Annotated in this window: 20 protein-coding genes; 8 read left to right on the forward strand and 12 right to left on the reverse strand. The window is 75.7% G+C overall.

Annotated elements, in window-relative coordinates; translation table 11 throughout:
• The first annotated feature begins 11 nt into the window (after positions 1-11).
• Positions 12-2,969 carry a TOMM precursor leader peptide-binding protein gene (locus tag ACGFNF_RS09375; RefSeq protein ID WP_393166828.1) on the forward strand — a complete coding sequence of 986 codons (2,958 nt, stop codon included), beginning with the start codon at positions 12-14 and terminating at the stop codon, positions 2,967-2,969.
• A 13-nt stretch (positions 2,970-2,982) separates the two neighbouring features.
• Positions 2,983-4,725, forward strand: a complete 1,743-nt coding sequence (locus ACGFNF_RS09380) for a thiopeptide-type bacteriocin biosynthesis protein (RefSeq protein WP_393166830.1) — start codon at positions 2,983-2,985, stop codon at positions 4,723-4,725.
• A gap of 148 nt (positions 4,726-4,873) precedes the next feature.
• Here ACGFNF_RS09380 and ACGFNF_RS09385 read toward each other — a convergent pair whose 3' ends face one another.
• The 4 genes from ACGFNF_RS09385 to ACGFNF_RS09400 are packed head-to-tail and all read right to left on the reverse strand — an operon-like array spanning position 4,874 to position 7,646.
• On the reverse strand, positions 4,874-5,899 hold the full coding sequence (locus ACGFNF_RS09385; RefSeq protein ID WP_393166832.1) for a tetratricopeptide repeat protein: 1,026 nt from the start codon (positions 5,897-5,899) through the stop codon (positions 4,874-4,876).
• Positions 5,900-5,909: 10 nt separating this feature from the next.
• A complete protein-coding gene (gene ispF / locus ACGFNF_RS09390; RefSeq protein WP_089003124.1) occupies positions 5,910-6,392 on the reverse strand; it encodes a 2-C-methyl-D-erythritol 2,4-cyclodiphosphate synthase in 483 nt (160 codons plus the stop codon).
• Between the two features lie 16 nt (positions 6,393-6,408).
• Positions 6,409-7,104, reverse strand: coding sequence for a 2-C-methyl-D-erythritol 4-phosphate cytidylyltransferase (gene ispD, locus ACGFNF_RS09395; protein ID WP_393166834.1), 696 nt, complete (start codon positions 7,102-7,104; stop codon positions 6,409-6,411).
• Between the two features lie 56 nt (positions 7,105-7,160).
• Entirely contained in the window at positions 7,161-7,646 is a 486-nt protein-coding gene (locus ACGFNF_RS09400; RefSeq protein WP_007073334.1) for a CarD family transcriptional regulator, read from the reverse strand.
• Between the two features lie 326 nt (positions 7,647-7,972).
• Here ACGFNF_RS09400 and ACGFNF_RS09405 point away from each other — a divergent pair, with 326 nt between their 5' ends.
• On the forward strand, positions 7,973-8,668 hold the full coding sequence (locus tag ACGFNF_RS09405) for a hypothetical protein (protein WP_393166836.1): 696 nt from the start codon (positions 7,973-7,975) through the stop codon (positions 8,666-8,668).
• A gap of 20 nt (positions 8,669-8,688) precedes the next feature.
• On the opposite strand, the gene ACGFNF_RS09410 is transcribed toward ACGFNF_RS09405, so the two are convergent.
• From ACGFNF_RS09410 to ACGFNF_RS09425, 4 genes are all read right to left on the reverse strand, one after another.
• Positions 8,689-9,477 (reverse strand): hypothetical protein, encoded by a 789-nt coding sequence (locus tag ACGFNF_RS09410; RefSeq protein ID WP_393166838.1) that lies wholly within the window; start codon positions 9,475-9,477, stop codon positions 8,689-8,691.
• Complete coding sequence (locus ACGFNF_RS09415) at positions 9,477-10,568, reverse strand: type III polyketide synthase (RefSeq protein WP_393166892.1); 1,092 nt, start codon at positions 10,566-10,568, stop codon at positions 9,477-9,479. The genes ACGFNF_RS09410 and ACGFNF_RS09415 overlap by 1 nt, the downstream gene beginning before the upstream one ends.
• Before the next feature lie 91 nt (positions 10,569-10,659).
• Complete coding sequence (locus ACGFNF_RS09420) at positions 10,660-11,826, reverse strand: acyl-CoA dehydrogenase family protein (protein ID WP_393166841.1); 1,167 nt, start codon at positions 11,824-11,826, stop codon at positions 10,660-10,662.
• Positions 11,827-11,870: 44 nt separating this feature from the next.
• Positions 11,871-12,644 (reverse strand): methyltransferase domain-containing protein, encoded by a 774-nt coding sequence (locus tag ACGFNF_RS09425; protein WP_393166842.1) that lies wholly within the window; start codon positions 12,642-12,644, stop codon positions 11,871-11,873.
• 45 nt (positions 12,645-12,689) lie between these two features.
• Here ACGFNF_RS09425 and ACGFNF_RS09430 point away from each other — a divergent pair, with 45 nt between their 5' ends.
• The 4 genes from ACGFNF_RS09430 to disA all read left to right on the forward strand — a co-directional run bounded on the left by ACGFNF_RS09430 (position 12,690) and on the right by disA (position 17,323).
• Complete coding sequence (locus ACGFNF_RS09430) at positions 12,690-13,529, forward strand: UbiA family prenyltransferase (protein ID WP_393166843.1); 840 nt, start codon at positions 12,690-12,692, stop codon at positions 13,527-13,529.
• Between the two features lie 139 nt (positions 13,530-13,668).
• On the forward strand, positions 13,669-14,457 hold the full coding sequence (locus ACGFNF_RS09435; protein WP_393166844.1) for a hypothetical protein: 789 nt from the start codon (positions 13,669-13,671) through the stop codon (positions 14,455-14,457).
• Positions 14,458-14,548: 91 nt separating this feature from the next.
• Entirely contained in the window at positions 14,549-15,994 is a 1,446-nt protein-coding gene (radA, locus tag ACGFNF_RS09440) for a DNA repair protein RadA (protein WP_357578641.1), read from the forward strand.
• Between the two features lie 147 nt (positions 15,995-16,141).
• Positions 16,142-17,323, forward strand: coding sequence for a DNA integrity scanning diadenylate cyclase DisA (gene disA / locus ACGFNF_RS09445; RefSeq protein ID WP_357578642.1), 1,182 nt, complete (start codon positions 16,142-16,144; stop codon positions 17,321-17,323).
• A 162-nt stretch (positions 17,324-17,485) separates the two neighbouring features.
• On the opposite strand, the gene ACGFNF_RS09450 is transcribed toward disA, so the two are convergent.
• The 3 genes from ACGFNF_RS09450 to ACGFNF_RS09460 form a co-directional block, all read right to left on the reverse strand.
• Positions 17,486-18,208 (reverse strand): hypothetical protein, encoded by a 723-nt coding sequence (locus tag ACGFNF_RS09450; protein ID WP_357578643.1) that lies wholly within the window; start codon positions 18,206-18,208, stop codon positions 17,486-17,488.
• A 148-nt stretch (positions 18,209-18,356) separates the two neighbouring features.
• Positions 18,357-18,914 carry a peptide deformylase gene (locus ACGFNF_RS09455; RefSeq protein WP_393166894.1) on the reverse strand — a complete coding sequence of 186 codons (558 nt, stop codon included), beginning with the start codon at positions 18,912-18,914 and terminating at the stop codon, positions 18,357-18,359.
• Positions 18,915-18,937: 23 nt separating this feature from the next.
• Positions 18,938-19,450 carry a glycine cleavage system protein R gene (locus ACGFNF_RS09460; RefSeq protein WP_393166848.1) on the reverse strand — a complete coding sequence of 171 codons (513 nt, stop codon included), beginning with the start codon at positions 19,448-19,450 and terminating at the stop codon, positions 18,938-18,940.
• A 143-nt stretch (positions 19,451-19,593) separates the two neighbouring features.
• Between ACGFNF_RS09460 and ACGFNF_RS09465 the strand changes: the two genes are divergently transcribed.
• Positions 19,594-20,493, forward strand: a complete 900-nt coding sequence (locus tag ACGFNF_RS09465; protein WP_393166851.1) for an A/G-specific adenine glycosylase — start codon at positions 19,594-19,596, stop codon at positions 20,491-20,493.
• 378 nt (positions 20,494-20,871) lie between these two features.
• On the opposite strand, the gene ACGFNF_RS09470 is transcribed toward ACGFNF_RS09465, so the two are convergent.
• Positions 20,872-21,522, reverse strand: a complete 651-nt coding sequence (locus ACGFNF_RS09470) for a C39 family peptidase (protein WP_393166853.1) — start codon at positions 21,520-21,522, stop codon at positions 20,872-20,874.
• Between the last annotated feature and the right edge of the window lie 1,000 nt (positions 21,523-22,522).

Genomic DNA, 22,522 nt, shown 5'->3' on the forward strand with positions numbered 1-22,522 from the left:
GTGGAGGCGACGTGGGTGAGGTGACCCTGCGACCGGGCACCCTGGTCCGGGCGGTCGAGGACGGGCTCCTCGTCAGCGGCTGGCGGTCCAGCTCGGTGGTGACCTGCCCGCCGGTCGCCGGCGAGCTGTGGCAACGGCTGGAGCCCTCCCTCCGCCGGGGGCTCGATCCGGCGACCGCCACCCTGGGACTGCCCGACCGGACCGCCAGGGCGGTGGGCTGGCTGCTCGGCCTCCTCGCCGAGCACGGCGTCCTGGTCGACGTCCGGGTGCCGCTGGACGGCCATCCGTTGGCGGCCTGGCTGGCGGGGTTCGCGCAGGATCCGGCCGACGCGCTGGACGCGGTGTCGAGGTGCGCGGTCGCGGTCACCGGCGAAGGCGACCTTCCCCCGGCCGTACGGGCGGCGCTGGCCGCCTCCGGGCTCTCCACCGCACCCGGAGAGGCTCTCCACGCCCTCCGGAAGGTGCCCGGGGACGGCGGCGGCGCGGACCTGGTCGTGTGGGTCCGGACGGAGGACCCCGGCGGGCGTCGGGAGCCGCCCGTTCCCCCGTGGCCGGGGACGGCACCACGGCAGCCCGGCTCCCTGCGGCCTGCGGTGCTGCCGGTGACGATCCGTCCGGACGGCGCGCTGATCGGCCCGCTGGACCCGGCCGGTGACCCCGCCGCCGCAGGTCACACCGCCCCAGGTCACACCGCCCCAGGCCAGGCCGCCGCAGGCCAGGCCGCCGCAGCCACAGACGCCGGTCCGGCCGTGTCGGCGACCGACCACCGGCTGCTGCCGTTCCTCGTGGCGCACGAGGTGGTACGCGTGCTGGCCGGGCTCGCCGACGGCACGGCGCTGTCGCTGCGCGGCGGGGTCGTCCAGCGCGTCGGCGAGCCGACCGGCCCACAGCCCTGGCCACCCGCCGCGCGGGCCGGAGCACCCGCCGCGCGGGCCGGAGCACCCGCCGCGCGGGCCGGAGCACCCGCCGCGCAGGCCGGGGAACCCGCCGCGCGGACCGGGGCGCTCGCCGGGAACGGGGCGCCGGGCACCGGACCGACGGCGGGAGCGGTGCCGGCCCGCCCACCGGTCGACCCCGGCACCGCGTCCCTCGGTTCGGGCGCAGCGGAGGACGGCCCGGTGCGGGTCGTCGGGGACGACGACCGCCTGGTCCGGGCGATCGCCGTCAGCGCCTCGACCGTACGGCGGGCGGGTCGGCCCGTGGTGGTGGGCGTCGCGGCGGACTGGCCGGTGGCCCGGCACCTGGCCGAGCAGCGGGCCGCCCACGCGGTAGGCAGGGCGTACCTGCCGGTGCGGGGACGCGGGACGGCGGTCGAGATCGGCCCGTTGAGCGGCCCCGGTGCCGGCGGCTGCCTGCGGTGCGCCGACACCCGGCAGGAGGCCGTCCTCGGCGCCGGCAGCATCGCCACGCTGCTCGCCGGTGGCCGGCCGCTGCCGCTGCCGCCGTACTGGCACGGGCTGGTCGGCGAGCTGGTCGCCGGCCAGCTCGCCGACGACGCCGACCCGCGCCTGGCCAGCGTGCTGGCGGCCCGCGACGGTGTGATCAGTCGGCACCTGATCCGGGCGGTGCCGGACTGTCCGGACTGCGGTGCCCTGCCACCCGACTCGGCCGGGGCCGCCACGATCGCCCTGCGCCCCCGCCGGCAGGCCGCACCCGACCGCCTCCGGGTCCGTCCCGGACCGCCGGACCTGGCCGTGCTCCGCGCCGAACTGGTCGATCCCCGCTACGGGCCGGTGACGCACGTCCACACCGACCGGCAGGGCCCCCTCGCGCTGGCGGCGGCCGAGATGCCAGTCCCCGGCCGCTCCGGTCGGGTCGGTGGATACGGTCGCGCGGCGGACCAATCGACCGCGCAGGTGCTGGCCCTGCTGGAGGCGGTCGAACGGGAGACCGGACGCTACCCGCAGGCCCGCCGGACGACCACGCTGGGCAGCTACCGGGAACTCGCCGCCGACGCCGTCGACCCCGCCCGGCTGGGCCTGCCGGAGCCGGACGCGGTCCGCCACCCCGGGTACCGGCTGGACCCCTTCACCCCGGACACGGTGACGTCCTGGGTGTGGGCGTACGACCTGGTGGGTGACCGGCCCGTCCTCGTGCCGGAGCACGCCGCCTACTACGGGGTGGACCGTGCCGGGGCCGCCCGGTTCCTCTACGAGTCCTCCAGCGGCTGCGCCGTCGGTGGCTGCCTGGAGGAGGCGATCCTGCACGCCTGCCTGGAGACGATCGAGCGGGACGCCTTCCTGCTCACCTGGTACGCCGGCCGTACGCCGCCGGCTCTGGCGCTGCCCCCCGACGTCGATCCGCTGACCCGGCACCTCGCGGACCGGATCGCGGCGGAGGGCTACCGGCTGCACCTGCTCGACATCACCAGCGACGTCGGGATACCGACCGTCTGGGCCCTCGCCGTCACCGACCGACCCGGCCGGGGCGCGACCTTCTCCGCCGCCGGGGCGCATCCCGATCCCCGCCGGGCCGCCGCGGCGGCGGTCCTGGAGGTCGGCGTGAACGTGACCGTCGCGCCGAAGGTGGCCCGCCCGCCGCGGGACCGGCTGCTCGCCATGCTCGCCGATGCCGACCTGGTGGGGGAACTGGGGGACCACGCCGCCCTGCACCTGCTGCCGCAGACCCTGCCCCGGTTCGACTTCGCGCTGCGGGAGGCCGCCGCCGGCCCGGCGCGACCGTTCGACGAGCACTTCGCCGGCTGGCGCGAGCGGTGGCTGCACCCCGACCTGACCGGGGTGCTGCGCAGGGTCGTCGACGCGATGGCCGCCGCCGGGACGCCGCCGCTGGTGGTGGACCAGACCGGGGCGGCCGAACGTCGCCTCGGCCTGGCCGCCGTGAAGGTCCTCGCGCCCGGGGCCGTGCCGATGACCTTCGGGCACCTCAACCGGCGGGTCGACCTGCCCCGCCTGCGGCAGGCCCGGCTCGCCGCCCCCGACCACCTGATCCTGCCCCACCCGTTCCCCTGAAGGAGAGCCGAGCATGGCTCGCTGGTCCGCCCTGCACGTCCACCTGCACGCCGGCCCCGAGTGCACCGAGACGGTGCTGCGGGAGCACATCGTGCCGACCACGACGGACCTGCTCGCCCGGGGGCAGATCTCCTCCTGGTTCTTCGTCCGGTACTGGGAGGGCGGCCCGCACCTGCGCTGGCGGGTCGCGGACGCGACGCCGGAGACGGTACGGCGGATGCGCGCCGGGCTGGTCGAAGCGGTGGCCGCGCTGCCGCCACCGGCCCGGGAACTGCGTCCGGCGGACTGGTACGCCCAGTTCGGAGTGCACACCCCCGACCGGCCCGACCGGCCCGGCGTTGGGCAAGAGACCGGAGTGGGGCCGGGGCTGGGCTGGCACCCGCACGGCACCGTGGTCGAACAGCCGTACCGGCCGGAGGTCGACCGGTACGGCGGCCCGGACGCGATCGGCGCGGCCGAGGAACTCTTCGCCGCGTCCAGCCGGGTCGCCGCGGCCCTGCTCGGCGCGCCACCCGCCCGCCGCCGGTCGACGGCCGTGGACCTGCTGTTCGGGTTCCTCGCCGCCAGCGGCCTCACCGGGCACGAGGCGGTCCGGTTCCTGCGCGGCTACGCCAACGGGTGGACGCTGGTGCCCGAGGCGAACGGCCAGGACCTCGGCCTGGCCCTGATCGCGGCGGAACGCGACTTCCACGCCGACGCGTCCGTCTACCCGGCCCGGCAGCGACTCATCGCCGACATCGTCACACGTGGCAGGGGCTCCGCCACCTCCGTGAACTTCTGGGCGGACGAGGTCGCCGCCTACGTCGAGCGGCTACGGGCGCTCGACGGGCAGGGCCGGCTGCACGGCACGGTGCCCGGCATCCTCGCGTCGCAGCTGCACATGCTGCACAACCGTCTCGGGCTGAGCATCCCGGCCGAGTGCCACCTCGCCTGGCTGGCGTCGCTGGCGTACGGCGCACCGGCCGCAACGCCGGACTTCCACGCCGACGGGATCGACGCCCCGGACCGCGCGTACCACGAGGCGTCGAAGTTCGTCCGTACGCGGTGGCCGAGCCAGCGTCCCCGTAGCGTCGAGCCCGCACCGGGTGGCCCCCTCCCGTCCGACGCCGTGACCCTGGCACTGCCGGAGCCGACGCCGGGCGCGCTCGCCGACACCACGCTCGCCACGGTGTTGCTCGACCGCCGCACCCGGTACGACTTCGGCCGAGGGGAGACCGGCGTGGCGGACCTGGGCCGGCTGCTGCGCTACGCGGCGGGTGACACCGCGCCGGCGGTCGACGGCCAGCGACGACTGGCGTACCCGACGCCGGGCGCCCTGGCGACCACCCGGCTGCTGGTGCTTCCCCGCCGGATCGCCTCGGTGCGGGCGGCACTCTACGAGTACCTGCCGGAGCGGCACGCCCTCCGGCGGGTGGCACCCGATCCGGGCACCGACCGGCTGTCCCGGGTCGCCCCGCAGTTCGCGCCCACCGGTCCCGACGTCGTCCCCGACGCCGACGGGCTCGACGTCGAGACGGTGCCGCTCTGGCTGTTCGTGGTCGCGGACCTGCGCCGGGCCCGGGCCAGGTACGGGCTGCGCGGCTACCGGTTCTCCGCCATGGAGACCGGCCACGTCGCCCAGAACCTGCTGCTCGCCGCGACGGCCCTCGGGCTCTCCGCCGCCCCGCTCGGCGGGTTCTTCGACGACGAGCTCAACCACCTGCTGCTGCTCGACGGGCTGGACGCCAGCGCCTTCTACGCCCTCGCCCTCGGCTGAGAGCGGCCGCCAGAGCCAGCCGACGGACCGGGCGGCCCCCGTCGGACCAGCCGACAACATCAGGTGGTCCCGACGGGCCAGCCGAGGGATCAGGTGGTCCCGACCGGCCAGCCGACGGATGAGGTGGTGCCGACCGGCCGGTGCCGGCTCACGCCGTGGTGCGGGACAGCACGGCGAGTTCGGCGGCGACCGCGGCGAGGATGGCGAGGACCAGCGGCCACGGGGTGCCGACCAGGGCGTAGAGCAGGATCAGGGCCGGGGCGGCGGCCGCCGCGTAGACGGCCAGGGCCAGCGTGCGGTCGGAGCGGAGCAGGCTCGGCAGGATGGTCCGGGACAGGCCGGGCAGCCGGGCGGCGAAGCGCCAGACCACCAGCGCCCCGCCGAGCGCCGCGAACGCCGCCGCGATGCGGGACAGCCCGGCGCTGCCCGGCGCCATGCAGGCGATCAGCACGGCGGTGATCATCGTCCAGCCCGCGCCGTAGACCACGAGCTGGCGCAGGCCGAGCGAGATGGTCCGGCCGGAGTCGACCCGCCCGGGGCTCATCGACGCGGCCTCGGCAAGGTGTTCCAGCGCCTCGCTCCAGCGCCGCTGCTCCAGCCGGAGCACGCCGATGTCGTGGCGGGCCTCGGCGAGCTGCGGGTCCAGCCGCAACGCCTCCCGGTAGGCGCGCTCGGCCAGGTCGAACATCTGCATGTTCGCCGCCACCAGCCCGAGCACCAGGTGCGCCTGGGGATTCTCGGGGGCCAGCTCGACCCCGCGCCAGGCCGCGTTCAGCGCCGGCTGCCCGTTGCGTGAGCCGGCCAGGATCGCCGCGGCGCTGCTCTGCGCGTACGCGTCGTCGGGGCCCAGCGCCAGGATCCGGTCGGCGGTGCGGGCCGCCTCGGCGTACTCCTCCAGATCGCCGAGGGCGAGGGCGCGGGCGACCAGCGCCGGAACGCTGTCGGGGGCGGCGGCGACCGCGGCGTCGGCGGCGGTGCGCGCCTCCGTCGGCCGGCCGGCCGCGAGGTGGACCCGGGACAGCATGGTCAGCGCCCCGGCGTCGGCCGGGTCCAGGGCGACGGCGTAGGAGACCTCGGCCGCGGCCTCGTCGTAGCGGCCCAGCTCGGCGAGGAGCTGGGCGCGTTGGAGGTAGCCGTCGGCGGCGGACCGGTCTGAGGTGGCGTCGCTGGACATCGCGGCGAGCCTAGGCGGCCGGAGCCTCGTACACCAGGGCCACCGCGATGCCGGTGAGCCCCTCGCCGCGCCCGGGGAAGCCGAGGCCGTCGGTGGTGGCCGCGGAGACGGTCACCGGTGCGCCGACCGCCTCGGAGAGCACCCGCTGGGCCTCCTCGCGGCGCGGGCCGATCTTGGGCCGGTTGCCGACCACCTGCACGGACACGTTGCCGATCGCGAAGCCGGCGGCCCGCACGCGGCGGGCGCTCTCGGTGAGCAGGGCGACGCCCGACGCGCCGGCCCACTCGGGCTGGCCCACGCCGAAGTTGGCGCCCAGGTCCCCGAGGCCGGCCGCCGAGAGCAGCGCGTTGCAGGCGGCGTGCGCGGCCACGTCGGCGTCCGAGTGCCCGGCCAGGCCGTCCTGGTCGGGCCAGTGCAGGCCGGCCACCCAGCACGGCCGGCCCGCCTCGAAGGCGTGCACGTCGGTGCCGATGGCCACCCGGGGAACGATCATGAGAAGAGGGTACGCGTCAGGCGCCCGTGGCGAGCAGGTGCTCGGCCAGCGCCAGGTCGAACGGGCGGGTGACCTTCAGCGCGTACTCGGAGCCGGGGACGCAGGACACCGGGACGCCCTGCTTCTCGACCAGGCCCGCGTCGTCGGTGAGCGGGTCACCGGCGGCGGCGTGCGCGGCCGTCAGCACCGCCCGACGGAAGCCCTGCGGGGTCTGCACCGCGCGCAGGGCGGAGCGGTCGACGGTGCCGAGGACGACCTCGTCGGCGCCGACCTCCTTGATCGTGTCGACGACGGGCAGCACCGGGATCACCGCGTCGTGCCCGGCGCGGACGGCCGCCGCGACGGATTCCACCAGGTCAGGCGGGGTCAGCGCCCGGGCGGCGTCGTGCACGAGGACGATCTCCGGGCCGGCGGGCACCGCCGCGAGGGCGACGGCCACCGACGCCTGCCGCTCGGCACCACCGGGCACCACGGTCACCGGGGCGACCGGGGCGAGCAGCTCGCGTACCGCCGCCACCTCGGAGGCCGGGGCGGCCACGACGATGGTGTGCACCGACGGCGCGGCGGCGAGCCGGCGGACCGCGTGCACCAGCAGGGGTTCCCCGCCGAGCAGGCGCAACGCCTTGGGGCGGCCGGGGCCGAGCCGTACGCCGGCACCGGCCGCAGGCACGAGGACCGCGACGTCACCGCACGGATTGAGCTGCGCGGTCACGTCGCGGTCCTCGGTGGTTTGTTCGCTACGAATCGGGTACGACGATGCTGCGGGGACTAGGCCTCGGTCAGGACCTTGTCGAGCAGCGTCTCCGCCTCGTCCTTGGTGCTCTTCTCGGCCAGCGCGACCTCGCCGACGAGAATGTCGCGGGCCTTCGCGAGCATGCGCTTCTCACCCGCGGAGAGACCCCGCTCCCGCTCCCGACGCCACAGGTCGCGCACGACCTCGGCGACCTTCAGCGGGTTACCGGAGGCCAGCTTCTCCAGATTCGCCTTGTAACGCCGCGACCAGTTGGTCGGCTCCTCGGTGTGCGGTGCACGGAGCACGTCGAAGACCTTACCGAGGCCCTCTTCGCCGACCACCTCGCGCACACCCACGATCTCGGCGTTCTCGGCGGGCACCCGGACCGTCAGGTCACCCTGTGCGACCCTCAGGACGAGGTATTGCTTAGGCTCGCCCTTGATCACCCGAGTCTCGATTGCCTCGATGAGTGCGGCCCCGTGGTGGGGGTAAACAACGGTCTCGCCGACACTGAAAACCATAGGTTCGAAACCCCTTTCGCTGTGTCTAGGGTAACACGCTCAGGCACCGATGTCTCACCGCTGTCCTGACCGTTGGCGCAGCTCAGGGGCCCTGTGAGAGGTCTTTCTTCAGCTTGACAGACCGCCAAACCAGTGGTTTGACCACGCTCCGTAACGCTCGGATGACGTCCCGGTACGAGTGACGCGAACGTCGAGATCAAGGGCTATGCGCTCCTCCCATGGTAGCCCGCCGGCCGGGTACGCGCCCAGGTGTAGCGGCAGCCCGCCCCGTGCGGGACGCTGGAGGCTGAGCCGCTGTCCGCTCGCCGAGACGTCCTGGGGGTCCGATGGGCAAGCCCGACGCAGACGGCCCCGGACTGCCCGACCTGCCACCGGAGTGGGGTCGGGTGGTCGTGCCGGACGACGCCTCCGCGCTGGCCGCCGAGGCCGAACAGCTCCGCCGCGAGCTGGGTGGCAAGCTCCGGCGCGCCGTCCCGCCTCCGCAGACCCGGTCCCCGTACGCCCTCGCCCTGCTGGTGCTGCTCGTGGCAGTGCTGACCACCCTCGCCGGCCTCGCGGCGGTCACCTGGCCCCGGCCCGGCCGGTCCACCCCGGAGCCCGCCCCCACCCCGTACGCGCCGCCGGCCGGGGCGGCCGGTCGACCGCTGCCCGCGCTGGACCTGGTCGACACCGGCCAGTCACCGGTACCCCTGCGCGGACTCGTGCCAGCGATGATCATCCTCGTGGACGGCTGCCCCTGCCCGGCTCACGTGGCCACCGCCGCCGCCCTGGCACCCGCCGGCGTCACGGTGGTCACCGTCGCCGGCACCCGGCCCGTACGCGCCACGCCACCGCCCGCCGGGGCCACAGTGCGATCGCTCGCCGACCCGGCCGGCGGGCTGCGCTCGTTCCTGCACCTGCCGGCCCGCCCCGGCGCCGTCACCGCGCTGCTGGTGGACCGGACCGGCGTCCTCGTCAAGGTGGTCCCCGAGATCCACTCCGCCGAGGACTACCGCGCCGACCTGACCCGCCTCGCCGCCTGAGCCGCCCCGCCGGGAGGGGGTCAGGGCAGGGCGACCAGCTGCGCCTCGACCTGCAGCGGCTCCGCGTTGGCGCTCGACAGCGAGACCTGGAACGGCCCGCCCCTGCCGGTGACCTCCGTCGACGTGACCGAGCCGTCGCAGGCGTTGGTGATCGGGTCGGCCGCCCAGGCCCCCTCGACCACGATCAGCAGCTCTCCCGGGCCGACACAGCGGTACTGGAGCAGGTGACGCGCCCCGCCCTCGGCGGAGGCCCTCTTGACGAGACCCTCCGCCGGACTGAGCACGGCCCGGGCGGTCCAGACCGTGTCGGGGAAGCTGGCCAGCCTGCCCCGACGCCCGTCGCCCGCCTGGAGCGGGTCGTCCCCGGCGCGGCGCCGCTCCGGGTCCTCGGCGTCCGCCCGGACCGTCGCGTCGCCGCGCGGGTCCACCCGCACCACCGCGCCGCCACGCGGGTCCGTCCGCACCGCCGCGCCGCCACGCGGGTCCGTCCGCACCGTCGCGCCGCTGCGCGGGTCGACGAGCCAGAAGCTGGCGGGCCGCCCGGATCCCTCAGCGGGAACCACGAACCGGACGTGGGCGTCCGGCGGGGCGGCGAGCCGGGCCCGGTCCGCCGGTGCGACGTTCGACAGGTCCGGCACGGGGCCGGTGCGGGGCGCCTCGGCCTGCCACCAGAAGCCGCCGCCGATCAGCGCGGCCAGCCCCGCCACGGCCAGTACGGCGCCACGCAGCCGATCGTCGGCCCCGACGCCAGCCGGGTGCCCACCCGCGTCCGGCCCGGTCTCCGGCCGGTCTGCCGCATCGGCGTCCATCAGCAGAGGGTAACCGCGCCTGGCGAACCGCTCACTCCTGTCCGTTCCAGCAACGCGGCGAAGAGGGTCAGGCCGGGGCCGAACGCCAGCATCACCACCCGCCGCGGCGGCGACGCGGCCCGACGTAGCCGGTCCAGGATCAGCAGCACCGTCGGCGACGAACAGTTGCCGTGCTCGTCCAGGGTCGCCCGGGAGGCCGCGAGGCCCTCCGGCGGCAGGGCCAGCTCCCGCTCGACCACGTTCAGGATGCGCGGGCCGCCCGGGTGCACCGCCCAGCCGTCCACCTCGGACAGCGTCGCGCCGTGCCGGGCCAGCAGCCCCTCGACCAGGCCCCGGACGTGCGTGGAGAGCACCTGCGGCACCTTCGGCGACAGCCCCATCCGGAAACCCGTGTCCGTGACGTCCCAGGTCATGTGGTCGGCCGTCGAGGTGTCCGTGACGGAGGTGACCTCGCGCAGCGCGTACCCCCGGCCGCCGGGAACGACCACGGCGGCGACCGCGGCGTCCGAGAAGAGCGCGTGGGAGACGATCTGCTGGGTGTCCACCCGGGCGCTGGAGGGCTGGATGTGCAGGCTGGTCAGCTCCGCGCAGAGCAGCAGCGCGGGCCGGCCCCGGGCGGTGACGAAGTCGCTCGCCGCGCCCAGGCCCGGCAGCGCGGCGTAGCAGCCCATGTGCCCGACGAACAGGCGCTGCATGTCCGGGGCCATGCCCAGGTCCCGGGCGAGCAGGATGTCCAGCCCCGGGGTGGCGTACCCGGTGCACGAACAGACGACGAAGAGCCCGACGTCGCCGGCGGAGAGGCCGGCGGCCGTCAGCGCCCGGCCCACCGCCTCCTTGCCCAGCGGCAGCGCCTCGACCAGGTAGCGGCGCATCCGCCGCTCCGTGGGCCAGTCGGAGACGTCCTCCAGCAACGGGTTCACGGCAGCCTGCCGGCGGGTGACCCCCGAGTGCGCGAAGATCCGCTGCGCCAGCGCCCGCGTGCTGCCGGAGAAGTGCTTCGAGAAGAAGCCCTCCCACAGGTCGTCCTGCGCGGCCGACGGCGGGTGCGCCGTCCCCAGCCCCGCGATCACCGGTACGGCCACCATGCCCACCTCTCGTCCGGCCTTGCGCACCGGGCGGTCGAACCCGCCCCTGGACGGGCCGCGCGCCCGCGCGTCCGCCGAGGCGGCGGACCCCCCACGCTCACCAACGAGGCACCGTTCCGTCGCGGTCCGGGTCACCGCCCAGCGCGGCGACGCCCAGCCAGTCCGCGCAGACGTCCGAGGTCGCCGGGTGCAGCGAGCCGCAGCGGGCATCCCGGTAGAGCCGCTCCAGCGGATGTCCCCGCCGGGTCGCGGACGTACCGGCCGCCTCCAGCACGGACGCCGCCACGTCGGCGGCGGTGGTGCCGGCGAGCAGCTTCGCCCGCCAGACCCAGCGGTTGGTCTCCGCGTCGCCCGGCGCCTCGTCCACCCGGCGGGCCGCCTCCGCGACCACCAGCTGGGCCGCCGCCACCGCCGCGTCGGCCCGGCCCAGGCGGGACCGGACCGCCGGCAGGCCGGCGAGGTTGCGGGCGTTCAGGTGCTCGGCCGCCGCGTCGACGGCCGCCCGGGCGACCCCGACGTAGACGGCGGCGTAGCTGGCCACCAGCCAGTGCGGCATGAGCTGGGCGACCACCAGGGCCAGCCCCTCCACGCCGCCGAGCAGCCGGTCGGCCGGCACGGTCACGTCCAGGTGCAGGTCGTGCGAGGAGGTCGCCCGCATGCCGAGCGAGTCCCACGTGGGCTCGACGGTCAGCCCGTTGCCGGCCGGCACCAGGAACTGGGAGACCACCGACTGGTCGGCGGCGCTGCGGGCGGCCACCAGATAGCCGTCCGCGTGCCCGGCCCCGGAACAGAACGTCTTGCTGCCCTTGAGGTGCCAACCGCCGTCGGCCGGCTCGTAGACGGTGCTGAGCTGGGAGAGCCGGGCGCCGGCGCCGCGCTCGCTCATCGCCACGGCGTACCAGGAGCCCTGGGCGGCGGCGGTGAGCAGCCGGTCCCGGGCGGCCAGCGCCTCATCCGGGACCCCGAGCGCCTCGGCCAGTTCCTCGGTCACCGCGCCGAGCGCACCGGTGACCGAGGCGTGCATGTTGAAGACCAGGGCCGTCGCGCCGTTGCCCCGGGCCAGCTCGGTGGCGACCGCGGCGTACTCGGCGAAGGTGGCGCCCATCCCGCCGAGGGCGGTGGGAACCATCAGGCCGAAGAGCCCGGCCTCGCGCAGGTCACGGAAGTCCTCGACCGGGAACGAGCCGTCCCGGTCGTGCTCGGCCGCCCGGGCGGCCAGCCTCGGTGCCAGGCGGCGAGCCGCCTCCAACGCGTGCTGCGTCATACAGCCCCCTTCTCGGCCCTCTCCCTACCCAGGGACGGGCACCGCTATCCGCTCCGGGTACCACGCCCCTGGTAGAGCACGGCCGTCGACCAGGTCGGCACGATCCGCGGCGGCGGGCCGGCGACCGTCGCGTGCGGACGGTCGGTCGGGACCGCGTACGGGCGGCCAGCGGCGCGCATCCGGCGGACCAGCCAGCCGAGCAGGCCCGGCATCCCCGGGCGGATGCCCCGCAGGCGCAGATCGACCCCGTGCCGGGCGCACTCCGCCACCAGCGCCCGGGCGTCCACGAACAACCGTGGATCGTGGATGCCCTTCGGGACCGTGGGCAGCCGCTCGGCGATCCGCACGGCCAGCAGGCGGCTCAGCGCCGTGTCGTTCAGCGTGTCCAGGACGAGCAGGCCACCGGGCCGCAGCAGCCGGCACGCCTCGGCCACCGCGCGCCGCCAGTCCGGCACGTGCTCCAGCAACTCGCCCGCGGCGACCACGTCGGCGCAGCCGTTGACCAGCGGTACGGCGGTCACGTCGCCGTTGACGACGGTCACCCCGTGCGCGGCGGCCTGCGCCAGGGCCGACCGGGTGAGGTCGACGCCCACGTGCCGGTAGCCCTTGCCGGCCAGGTGCGGGGCGAGCAGCCCGGCACCGCAGCCGAGGTCGACCAGGAGGGCGCCGGGGCGGGACGCCGGCGGCACGAGCGCCGCGCGGGCCTCGGCCAGCCAGTGCAGCATCGCGAACGCGCCGTCCGGCCGCCACCACTCGCCGGCCAGGTCGTCGTACTGGCGCGGATCGTTGCGTGGCAGGGTGCGGCCCGCGTCTGGCATGGACCGAGCGTGGCACGACTGCCCGGTAACGACCAGACTTTCCTCATGTCGCCAACGGTGCTAGGGCTGGTCAGGGCGAGTCACCCGGAGCCGGCCGCCGCGGTCACCACGGTGGCCGGGCTGCTCGCGTGGGGCGTCGGGCACCGGCCGGGCGGGATCCTCGCCGTGGTGCTCACCGTGGCGGCCAGCCAGCTCGCCGTCGGCTGGGCCAACGACGCGCTCGACGCCGACCGGGACGCCACGGTGGGGCGTACCGACAAGCCGGTCGCCGCCGGCGCGGTCGGCCGGCGCGCGACGGCCGTGGCCGCGGCGGTGGCCGCGCTCGCCACCCCGGCGCTGGCGCTGGCCACCGGCCCGGCCGCCGCGCTCTGCGCCACCCTCGGGCTGATCTCCGCGCTGCTCTACGACTGGCCGCTGAAGTCGACAGCGGTCTCTGTGCTGCCCTACGCGGTCTCCTTCGGTTCGCTGCCCGCCTTCGTCGTGCTGGCGCTGCCCGGGGCGGTGGTGCCGCCGGTCTGGCTGGTCGCCGCCGCGGCCTGCCTGGGCGCCGGGGCGCACTTCGCCAACGTCCTGCCCGACCTGGCCGACGACGCCCTGACGGGGGTGCGTGGGCTGCCCCACCGGCTCGGTCCGGCCGGCAGCCGGGCCGCCGCCGCGCTGCTGCTGCTCGCGGCGACCGCCACGCTGGTCCTCGGGCCGCCCGGGCCGCCGTCGGGGGTCGGCCTCGCCGCGGTCGCGGCCGCCGTCGTGGTGCCGCCGCTGAGCTGGTACGCGGGACGCGCCGCCACCCGGGCCGGCGGCCGGCAGGTGGCCGCCTTCCGGGCCGTGATGCTGGTCGCCCTCATCGACGTCGTCCTGCTGGTCACGAGCGGCCGACTGGTGTGACGCGCGTCCCCCCGGGTGCCATCTCCGGGTCGGCGTGCGGGGGTGGATCAGGCCCAACTACCCTGGAGCGCGGTCTGCGCGGGCATGGCCACCACGCCCGGCGTGAGCACCGGGTGGGATCGTGACGAGGAGGACCGACGTGACGCGCTCGATCAGGGGTTCCCGGCGGGCGGCCCTGCTGCTGTCCGGGATGGCCGCGGCGACCGGGCTGCTGCTGTCCGGCTGCGGCGCCGGCCAGGTCTCCGAGACCGCCAACAAGGCGCCGTCGGTCCAGGGCGTCAACCTGTCGGCCGGAAACGGCGCCTACGCGGTCCGCGGCCTGCTGGTCGAGTTCCCCGGCACCGAGGGCTACAAGGCGGGTGCCAACGCCGTCCTGAGCGCCGTGATCTACAACGACTCGCCGAACCCGGTGACCGTGACCGTGACCACCGACAGCGCGCGCGAGGTGGTGATCACCGGCACCGGCGCCTCGGCCAGCCCGTCGGCGTCCCCGAGCGAGTCGGAGTCGCCCGCCCCGTCCGGGTCGCCCTCGCCTGCGGAGTCGGCCAGCCCGGGTGTCTCCGAGAGCCCGTCGGGATCGGCCAGCCCCGGCGCCTCCCAGAGCCCGTCGGAGTCGGTCAGCCCCGGCGCCCCGGAGAGCCCGGCCCCCGAGAGCCCGGCCGCGCCGGCCGGCGAGCCGGCCCGGATCGAGATCGCGCCGCTGAGCTACGTGCAGCTCAACACCCAGTCGAACCGGGTCTTCCAGCTCATCGGCCTGAACGAGGCGCTGCGCTCCGGCCAGAACGTCACCCTGACATTCGATTTCGGCAACGGTGCCACGGTCACCGGCCCGGCCCCGGTCGCCGTGCCGCTCACCCCGGCCGCGCCCCCGTCGAAGATCGTCGAGCGCCTGGGCGGCTACGAGGAGAACGAGGGCGGCGGTCACTGACCCTGCGCCCCGCTGTTTCCGACGACACCGTCGGCGTGGTGACCGCCACGCCGGCGGTGTCTTCGTCGTACCTGAGGACTAACGTCCCGGTGTGACCACCTCCCGATCGAGCTCCCCCCGCGCCGGCGGGCGCGGCCGGGCCGCCGCCCGCGAGCCCCGGCCGGCCTACGAGTGCGACGCCTGCGGGCACCAGCCGCCGAAGTGGGTCGGGCGCTGCCCGGAGTGCGGCGAGTGGGGCTCGGTGGTCGAGTGCACGGTCACCGGCCCGACGGTCTCCGGCAAGGTGGTCAGCTCCCGGATGCCGGCCGAGCCGGCCCGGCCGATCGCCACCATCAGCGCCGCACCGGCCCGGGCCCGGCCCACCGGCGTCAGCGAGCTCGACCGGGTCCTCGGCGGCGGCCTGGTCCCCGGCGCGGTGGTGCTGCTCGCCGGCGAGCCGGGGGTCGGCAAGTCCACCCTGCTGCTCGACGTGGCCCAGCAGTGGGCCGCCGGCGCCGGCAGCCCCTCCCTGGTGGTCAGCGGCGAGGAGTCGGTCAGCCAGGTCCGGCTGCGCGCGGAGCGGATGGGCGCCCTGCACGACCAGCTCTACCTCGCGGCCGAGAGCGACCTCGCCGCGGTGCTCGGTCACCTCGACGCGGTCAAGCCGGGCCTGCTGGTGCTCGACTCGGTGCAGACCATCTCCACCAACAACGCCGAGGGCGTGTCGGGCGGGGTGACCCAGGTGCGGGCGGTCACCGCCGCCCTGGTCTCGGTGGCCAAGGAGCGGGGCATCGCCACCGTGCTGGTCGGCCACGTCACCAAGGACGGCCAGGTGGCCGGGCCCCGGGTGCTGGAGCACCTGGTCGACGTGGTGCTGCACTTCGAGGGCGACAAGCACTCCTCGTTGCGCATGGTGCGCGGCGTGAAGAACCGGTTCGGCGCCGCCGACGAGGTGGGTTGCTTCGAGATGCACGAGGGCGGCATCAGCAGCCTGGCCGACCCGTCCGGGCTCTTCCTGACCCGCTATTCGGAGCCGGTGCCCGGCACCTGCGTCACGGTGGCGATGGAGGGGCGCCGGGCACTCGTCACCGAGGTGCAGGCGCTGATCGGCGCGACCGTGGCCGGTTCGCCCCGGCGGACGGTCTCGGGGCTCGACTCGGCCCGGCTCGCGATGGTGCTGGCCGTGCTCCAGCGGCGCACCGAACGCCTGACCCTGCACGACCGGGAGGTCTTCGCGGCCACCGTCGGCGGCATCCGGGTGGTGGAACCGGCGGCCGACCTCGCCGTGGCCCTCGCCGTCGCCTCGGGCGGGCTCAACCTGGCCATCGCACCGCACCTGGTGGCGATCGGCGAGGTCGGCCTGACGGGCGAGGTGCGCCGTGTCGGCGCCGTGCCGCGCCGGCTGGCCGAGGCGGCCCGGCTCGGCTTCCGGCTCGCGCTGGTGCCGACCGGCTGCGGCCCCGAGAGCACCGGCGTCACGCCGGAGCACATGCGGGTGATCGAGGTGACCGACGTACGCTCGGCGCTCCAGGCCGTCGCCCGGGCTTCCGCCGAGTGACCGCTGGGGGGGGGGTGGTCGGCGGAACGTCCGGTCCGATACCGGACAGCCCGGACGCCGGCCCACGGTCCGGGCGAGGTGGGGCATCGTGACACATCACAGTAACCACGACAGCACCCACCGCAGGGCAGTCCGTAGACTGTGCCCGTGCCGATCGACCGCGACACCGCCAAGCCTGCTGGCGCGACACCCCACGCCCGCACCGGCGCCGTGGGCTCCCCCGCCCGCGCGATCAGCGTGACCGTGACCGGCGGCGCCGGGGGCGCCGGCGACCCGTTGCGGGCGAACCTGGCCCTGATGGCCCCGGGCACCGCGCTGCGCGACGGCCTCGAGCGCATCCTGCGCGGCCGGACGGGCGCGTTGATCGTCCTCGGCTATGACAAGGTGGTCGAGGGTCTCTGCACGGGCGGGTTCCCGCTCGACGTCGAGTTCTCCGCCACCCGGGTGCGGGAGCTGTGCAAGATGGACGGCGCGGTCGTGCTCTCCAGCGACGGCACCCGCATCGTGCGGGCCGCCGTGCACCTGATGCCCGACCCCACCATCCCGACCGAGGAGTCCGGCACCCGGCACCGCACGGCGGAGCGGGTCGCCCGGCAGACCGGCTACCCGGTGATCTCGGTCAGCCAGTCGATGCGGATAATCAGCCTCTACGTCAACGGCCAGCGGCACGTGCTGGACGACTCGGCGGCGATCCTGTCCCGCGCCAACCAGGCGCTCGCCACGCTGGAGCGCTACAAGCTCCGGCTCGACGAGGTCTCCGGCACCCTCTCCGCCCTGGAGATCGAGGACCTGGTCACCGTACGGGACGCGGTCGCGGTGGTGCAGCGGCTGGAGATGGTCCGCCGGATCGCCGACGAGATCGCCGGCTACGTGGTGGAGTTGGGCACCGACGGTCGCCTGCTCGCCCTCCAGCTCGACGAGCTGATGGCCGGCGTCGACGCCGACCGCACCCTGGTGATCCGGGACTACCTGCCGGCCGGCCGGAAGTCCCGCACCCTCGACGAGGCCCTGGTGGAGCTGGATCTGCTCGGCGCGACCGAGCTGATCGACCTGGTCGCGGTCGCCAAGGCCATCGGCTACCCGGCCGCGTCCGACGCCCTCGACGCGGCGGTCAGCCCGCGCGGGTTCCGCCTGCTGGCGAAGGTGCCCCGGCTGCCGGTCACCGTGGTCGACCGCCTCGTCGTGCACTTCGGCAGTCTCCAGCGGCTGCTGGGCGCCACGGTCGAGGATCTCCAGGCCGTCGAGGGGGTCGGCGACGCACGCGCCCGGGGCGTCCGCGAGGGGCTGTCCCGGCTCGCCGAGGCGTCGATCCTCGAACGCTACGTCTGACCCGGCCCGTACGCCGGTCGCCGGCCGGGCCCCCACCGTCACAGCTTCCGGGGCCGCACCCGCCACCGCCACCCGCCGGGCGGGCCTGGCCGACCGACCGCGCGGCGGCCCGGTCTGTCCGGCAGCCCGGGCTGCCCGGCTGGCCGCCCGGCCCACGGGTGGTCAGCCGGTGACGGTGAGCTTGACCGGCTCGCTGAGCTTGGTGCCGACCCGGGCGTAGACCTGGTAGGTGCCGGCCGGCGGGTTGGGGCCCGCCGCCACCCCGTTGGCGCACTTGGTGGTGTCGCGGCCGTTCCAGCCCACCTGGTAGGAGCGCTCGAAGCCCGGGGTGAAGGACTGCACGTCGGAACCCTGGGCGGTGCCGCACGTGTCGGACGACCAGATCTTCTCGGCCCCCGACTTGATGAACAGCTCCTGCACGGAGGCGCCGACATCGCGGCTGCACGTCCGCTCGGACCGGTTCTTGATCTTGAGCTGGAGGTCCACCACGGCCCCCCGGACCACCGAGGCGGGCTGGGCCACCGGGGTCACCGTGATCTCAGCGTCCGTGCAGGCGCCGTCGCCGGCGGCCGGCACGACGGGCGCCACCGGCGGCGAGTCGGTGGTGACCGGCTCGCCCGACGGGTCGTCGGCGTCAGGGCCGTCCGCCGCACCCGGCGAGGGCCCCCCGGTCTGCGGGGCGAGCACCGAACCGGTGGGTTCCGGCGAGGCGCCGGAGGACGTCGCGCCCGGAGTGGGCTGCGCGTCACCGCCCTTCTTCGCGTTCCGGTCCGATCCGGTGCACGAATAGAGCAGGACAATCAGGAAGAGAAGCCCCGCTCCGAATACGACGGCGCGACGCCGCCAGTACACGGCGGGGGGCAGGGGGCCGACCGTCAGACGCATGATGCCCCCACCGTAGCGGCGCGGGGCACGCCAGCCCCGCACGACGCGCCGAGCCGCCCTCCGCTCACCGCACCGACCCTCCACATGCGACGGCTCCGACTGCCGACCGTGTCCCGCCCGCGACGCTGGGTCGCCGCGCCGCCGGCACTCAGAGGTACACCTTGCGCTGGTAGATGGCGTGCGCACCCGCGACCCGGTCCAGGAAGAGCAGGCCGGCGCAGTGGTCGATCTCGTGCTGGAGGGCCCGCGCCTCGAACCCGTCCGTCACCAGCCGTACGGGCCGTCCGGTGCCGGGCAGGACGCCCTCCACCACCAGCCGGCTCGCCCGCTTGACGTCCCCGGTCAGGTCGGGCACCGACATGCACCCCTCGCGCGCCACCTTCCACCGGCTCGCCTCGACGACCCGGGCGTTGCACAGCACGAAGGTGCCGTGCACGGTGAGCGCCTTCGGGTGGCCCGTCACGTCCACCGCGAAGACCTGCGCACCCACGCCGACCTGCGGGGCAGCCAGCCCCACGCAACCCGGGGACACCCGCATGGTGGCGATCAAATCGGCGGCCAGCCGTACCGTCTCCGGCGCCGTCGGATCCACCTCGCCGCCGGAGCGGCTAAGCACCTGCTCCGGCGCGCACACCACCGGTCGCACCTCCCCCGGGACGGCCAGGGACTCCGGTGTCCAGTCGCCGAGGCCGACGTACGCCTCGATCTCCGGTCCGCGCCCGGCGCCGGTCACAGCAGGTCCGGATCGGCCGGCCGGAGGGTCACCCCGACGCCCAACTCCTCGGCCGTCGCCGCCAGCCGCCCGGCCAGCCCGTCGGCCGTGCCGGGCGGCAACTCCACCTCGGCGACCACCACGTACAGCGAGCCGGTGAGGCGGGTGCTCAGGTCGGTGACGTTGCCGCCGGCCTCGGCGAGCACCCGGGTCATGGCCGCCACGATGCCCATCCGGTCCGCGCCGTGCACCGCCATCACGTACGGCTCGCCGGCGGGAGCCGTCTCGCCGTCGGGGGTGACCGCGCGTACGGTGGCCAGCAGTTGACCGTCGGCGGAGAGCGGTGCCAGCGCGGCCTCGACGTCGGCGGCGGCCGGGCCCACGCAGATCAGGGTCATCGCGAAGTGCCCCCGCAGCCGGGTCATGGTGCTGTCGGTGAGGTTCGCGCCGAGCCGGGCCAGCAGCTCGGCGACGTCGGCCACGATGCCTGGCCGGTCCCGGCCGATGACGGTGATCGCGAGCTCGTTCATCCGGGCATTCTGCCCGATCCGTCCGCCGGCGCCGCAGCGCCCCGCCCGGACCGCCCAGCCAACGGGACGGACAGTGGTGCCCGTCGTGGCACCGTCGCCCGCGCCGCCCCGGCGACGGGCCGCGTGACATCATCGGCGACGCGATGTCTGAGCCCACTTTCGCCACCCTGGTCAGCCGGTGGTACGAGGAGAACGCCCGCGACCTGCCATGGCGCGGACCCGACGTGAGCCCGTGGGCCATCCTGGTCAGCGAGGTCATGCTCCAGCAGACGCCTGTCGTGCGCGTGCTCCCCGCCTGGGAGGCCTGGCTCACGCGCTGGCCCGAGCCGGCCGCGCTGGCGGCGGACAGCCCCGCCGAGGCGATCCGGATGTGGGGGCGGCTCGGCTATCCCCGTCGGGCGGTACGGCTGCGCGACTGCGCGCTGGCGATCGTCGAGAGGCACGGCGGGCAGGTCCCCGACCGGCTGGACCAGTTGCTGGCGCTGCCGGGCGTCGGCACGTACACGGCCCGGGCGGTGGCCGCGTTCGCGTACGGTCAGCGGCACCCGGTGGTCGACACCAACGTGCGGCGGGTGGTCTGCCGGGCGATCGCCGGCGAACCGGACGCCGGCCCGGCGACCCGCCCGGCCGACCTGGTCGCCACCGAGGAACTGCTCCCCGTCGAACCGGCCGCCGCCGCCCTGGCCAGCGCGGCCTTCATGGAGCTGGGCGCGGTGGTGTGCGTCGCCAGGTCGCCCCGCTGCGGCGTCTGCCCCGTCGAATCGGTCTGTGCCTGGCGCGCGTCCGGCCGCGAGGCGCCCGCGGGTCCGACCCGCCGCCCCCAGCGGTACGCCGGCACCGACCGCCAGGTACGCGGGCTGCTGCTCGGCGTACTGCGGGAGGCGACCCGGCCGGTGCCGCACCAGCGGCTCGACCAGGTGTGGGCCGACGACGTCCAGCGGTCCCGGGCGCTCGCCGGACTGGTGCGGGACGGTCTCGTGGAACCGGTCGGCGAATCCTCGTTCCGCCTCGTCGGCGACGGGCCTCCGGTCCCGGTGGGCTGACCCGGCACGGACCCTGGACGGCGCTGCACGACCCGGCTCGGCGCGGTCGGCGCGGGCGCTGGGCAGCACGGCACGGCACGGGCGGCGCGGGCGCTAGGCGGCACGGCAGGGCGCTGCGCGGCGCTGCACGGCGCGGCGCTGCACGGCGCAGCCCTGGGGCGGCGCTGGGGCGGCGCGGCGCTGGGGCGGCGCGGCGCTGGGGCGGCGCGGCGCTGGGGCGGCGCGGCGCTGGGGCGGCGCTGCACGGTCGGCGCGGGACGCTGGGCGGCGCCGGGTCGGCGTGGGCCAGCCCCAGGCGTGACGAAGGGCCGGCCCCTTGTGGGGCCGGCCCTTGTCGCTGGGTGGTGCGTGTTGCTGGGTGGTGCGTGTCGCTGTGGGTCAGGCGGTGTAGCCGCGGGTGGCGATCCAGTCGGCGAGGTTGTCGACGCTCATCCGGTAGGAGGCCTGGTTGGGGTTGGCGGAGTCGGCGATGGTGACGGTGTTGCCGTTGTCGCGGTAGCCGACGACGCTGATGTAGTGCCCGCCTTCGAAGGAGTGGGTGGTGCCGTCGGTGTCGGTGGCGGTACCGGCGATGTTGGCGACGATGGCGTGGCCTTCGTCGATGGCGGTGACGATGTCGCCGCGTAGCTTGTCGGTCTGCTTGTCGTCGGCCTTGGTGCCGGGGATCTCCACCGACTGGTAGGCGTCCTTACCGGTTTCCTTGTTGAGGACGGGGGTGATGTCGTTGATGGAGTTGGTGCCGGCCTCGGTGGTGCCCATGCGCTGGGCCATGCCGTCGACGTCGATGTTCTTGCCCTGCACGCTCAGGGCGTTGCGGGCGGCGGCGGGGCCGCAGTAGTAGAAGTTGGGCTGTGCCTCGTAGCGCACGCCCAGCTCGCGCTCGCCGCCCTTGCGGTCCTGGGTGACCGTGGCAGACACGGGGGTGGTGGGGGCGGCGAGGGCGGTGGTGACGGGGCCGGCGATGGCGCCGCCGGTGAAGGCGAGCCCGGCAGCGGTCAGAGCGGTCTTACGCAGGATGTCGGTACGCATGATGGCAGCACCTTTCGATCGGGGGTACGCGACACACACCACCGGGGGGACGGGTGGCGTCGCGGGCTGAGGGAAAGGTCGAACCAGGTACGCCCTCGACGAGGGGTGAGGCGCGTCCGGGGGGATGTAACGACACGGGCCCGGCCGGCATTCCGACCGGCGACCCCGACCATCCCGGAAGGGCTCGGGGGTCTGGGGCCCAGGGTTACGCGCTCACGGTGGTTACAACGACCCGCGCCTCCGACCCATGCCCACCGGACGCGTGACCGAGGCCACCGCAAACGCCCCACTAACGGGACATAATGCTGTCAACCATCGCACCGGATTGCCTTCCTGCCGGACGCCGACCCCGAACCGGACAGCAAGCCCCGAACGTGATCAGGACGCCATGGACCTTAAAGCGGCCGAATGACGTCCATGGCGTCCTGATCACCACACCCTCGCACCACGTGCTCGCGCTTGCCGGTGGGGTTTCCGGCCACAAGGCACAGGTCACCCCGGACGACGTCCGGCTGACGGCAGCGGTGCACGCCGCTTTAGCCAAAAGCGGGTGGCCTTCCTGTCCCGGCCTACGTGCTGGCGGGCAGCCGTCCGCGCCGCCCAAGCGTCCCGGGCGTGGCCATCCACGGGAGCCCATCACCCGCCGGAGCCTTCCGGAACCCGCCCGGCACTCACCGCCGCTGTCGACGACCAAACGTCGATCATGCAGGTGTGGAGGTGCACGAAATACCCAAACAGGCTCCTACCCGGCGCCGCGACTGCATGATCGGCGCGGGCAGGGGGCGGGGGCGCAGGCACGGGCGGGGCGGGCAGGTGCGGGCGGGGGCGCGGGCCGGAGGGCGACGTGAGGTGGGGTGGGCAAAGAAGGCGGCGGGCCCGGGGGGGGGGGCCCCCGGGCCCCCCCCCCGGGGGGGGGGGTGGGGGGGGTAGGCGGCCGCCCCGCCGCGGGCGGGGCCCCCCGGGGGGGCCGGGCCGGGTGCCGGCACGGGGCCCGGCCCGG

The sequence above is a fragment of the Micromonospora sp. NPDC048868 genome (genome assembly GCF_043198195.1).
Classification (GTDB): Bacteria; Actinomycetota; Actinomycetes; order Mycobacteriales; family Micromonosporaceae; genus Micromonospora; species Micromonospora reichwaldensis.

Coding starts and splice junctions, on each gene's coding strand:
- ACGFNF_RS09380 (WP_393166830.1), top strand. CDS start 2,983: ATGGCTCGCTGGTCCGCCCTGCACGTCCACCTGCACGCCGGCCCCGAG.
- ACGFNF_RS09385 (WP_393166832.1), bottom strand. CDS start 5,899: ATGTCCAGCGACGCCACCTCAGACCGGTCCGCCGCCGACGGCTACCTC.
- ispF (WP_089003124.1), bottom strand. CDS start 6,392: ATGATCGTTCCCCGGGTGGCCATCGGCACCGACGTGCACGCCTTCGAG.
- ACGFNF_RS09400 (WP_007073334.1), bottom strand. CDS start 7,646: ATGGTTTTCAGTGTCGGCGAGACCGTTGTTTACCCCCACCACGGGGCC.
- ACGFNF_RS09405 (WP_393166836.1), top strand. CDS start 7,973: ATGGGCAAGCCCGACGCAGACGGCCCCGGACTGCCCGACCTGCCACCG.
- ACGFNF_RS09410 (WP_393166838.1), bottom strand. CDS start 9,477: ATGGACGCCGATGCGGCAGACCGGCCGGAGACCGGGCCGGACGCGGGT.
- ACGFNF_RS09420 (WP_393166841.1), bottom strand. CDS start 11,826: ATGACGCAGCACGCGTTGGAGGCGGCTCGCCGCCTGGCACCGAGGCTG.
- ACGFNF_RS09425 (WP_393166842.1), bottom strand. CDS start 12,644: ATGCCAGACGCGGGCCGCACCCTGCCACGCAACGATCCGCGCCAGTAC.
- ACGFNF_RS09430 (WP_393166843.1), top strand. CDS start 12,690: ATGTCGCCAACGGTGCTAGGGCTGGTCAGGGCGAGTCACCCGGAGCCG.
- ACGFNF_RS09450 (WP_357578643.1), bottom strand. CDS start 18,208: ATGCGTCTGACGGTCGGCCCCCTGCCCCCCGCCGTGTACTGGCGGCGT.
- ACGFNF_RS09460 (WP_393166848.1), bottom strand. CDS start 19,450: ATGAACGAGCTCGCGATCACCGTCATCGGCCGGGACCGGCCAGGCATC.
- ACGFNF_RS09465 (WP_393166851.1), top strand. CDS start 19,594: ATGTCTGAGCCCACTTTCGCCACCCTGGTCAGCCGGTGGTACGAGGAG.
- ACGFNF_RS09470 (WP_393166853.1), bottom strand. CDS start 21,522: ATGCGTACCGACATCCTGCGTAAGACCGCTCTGACCGCTGCCGGGCTC.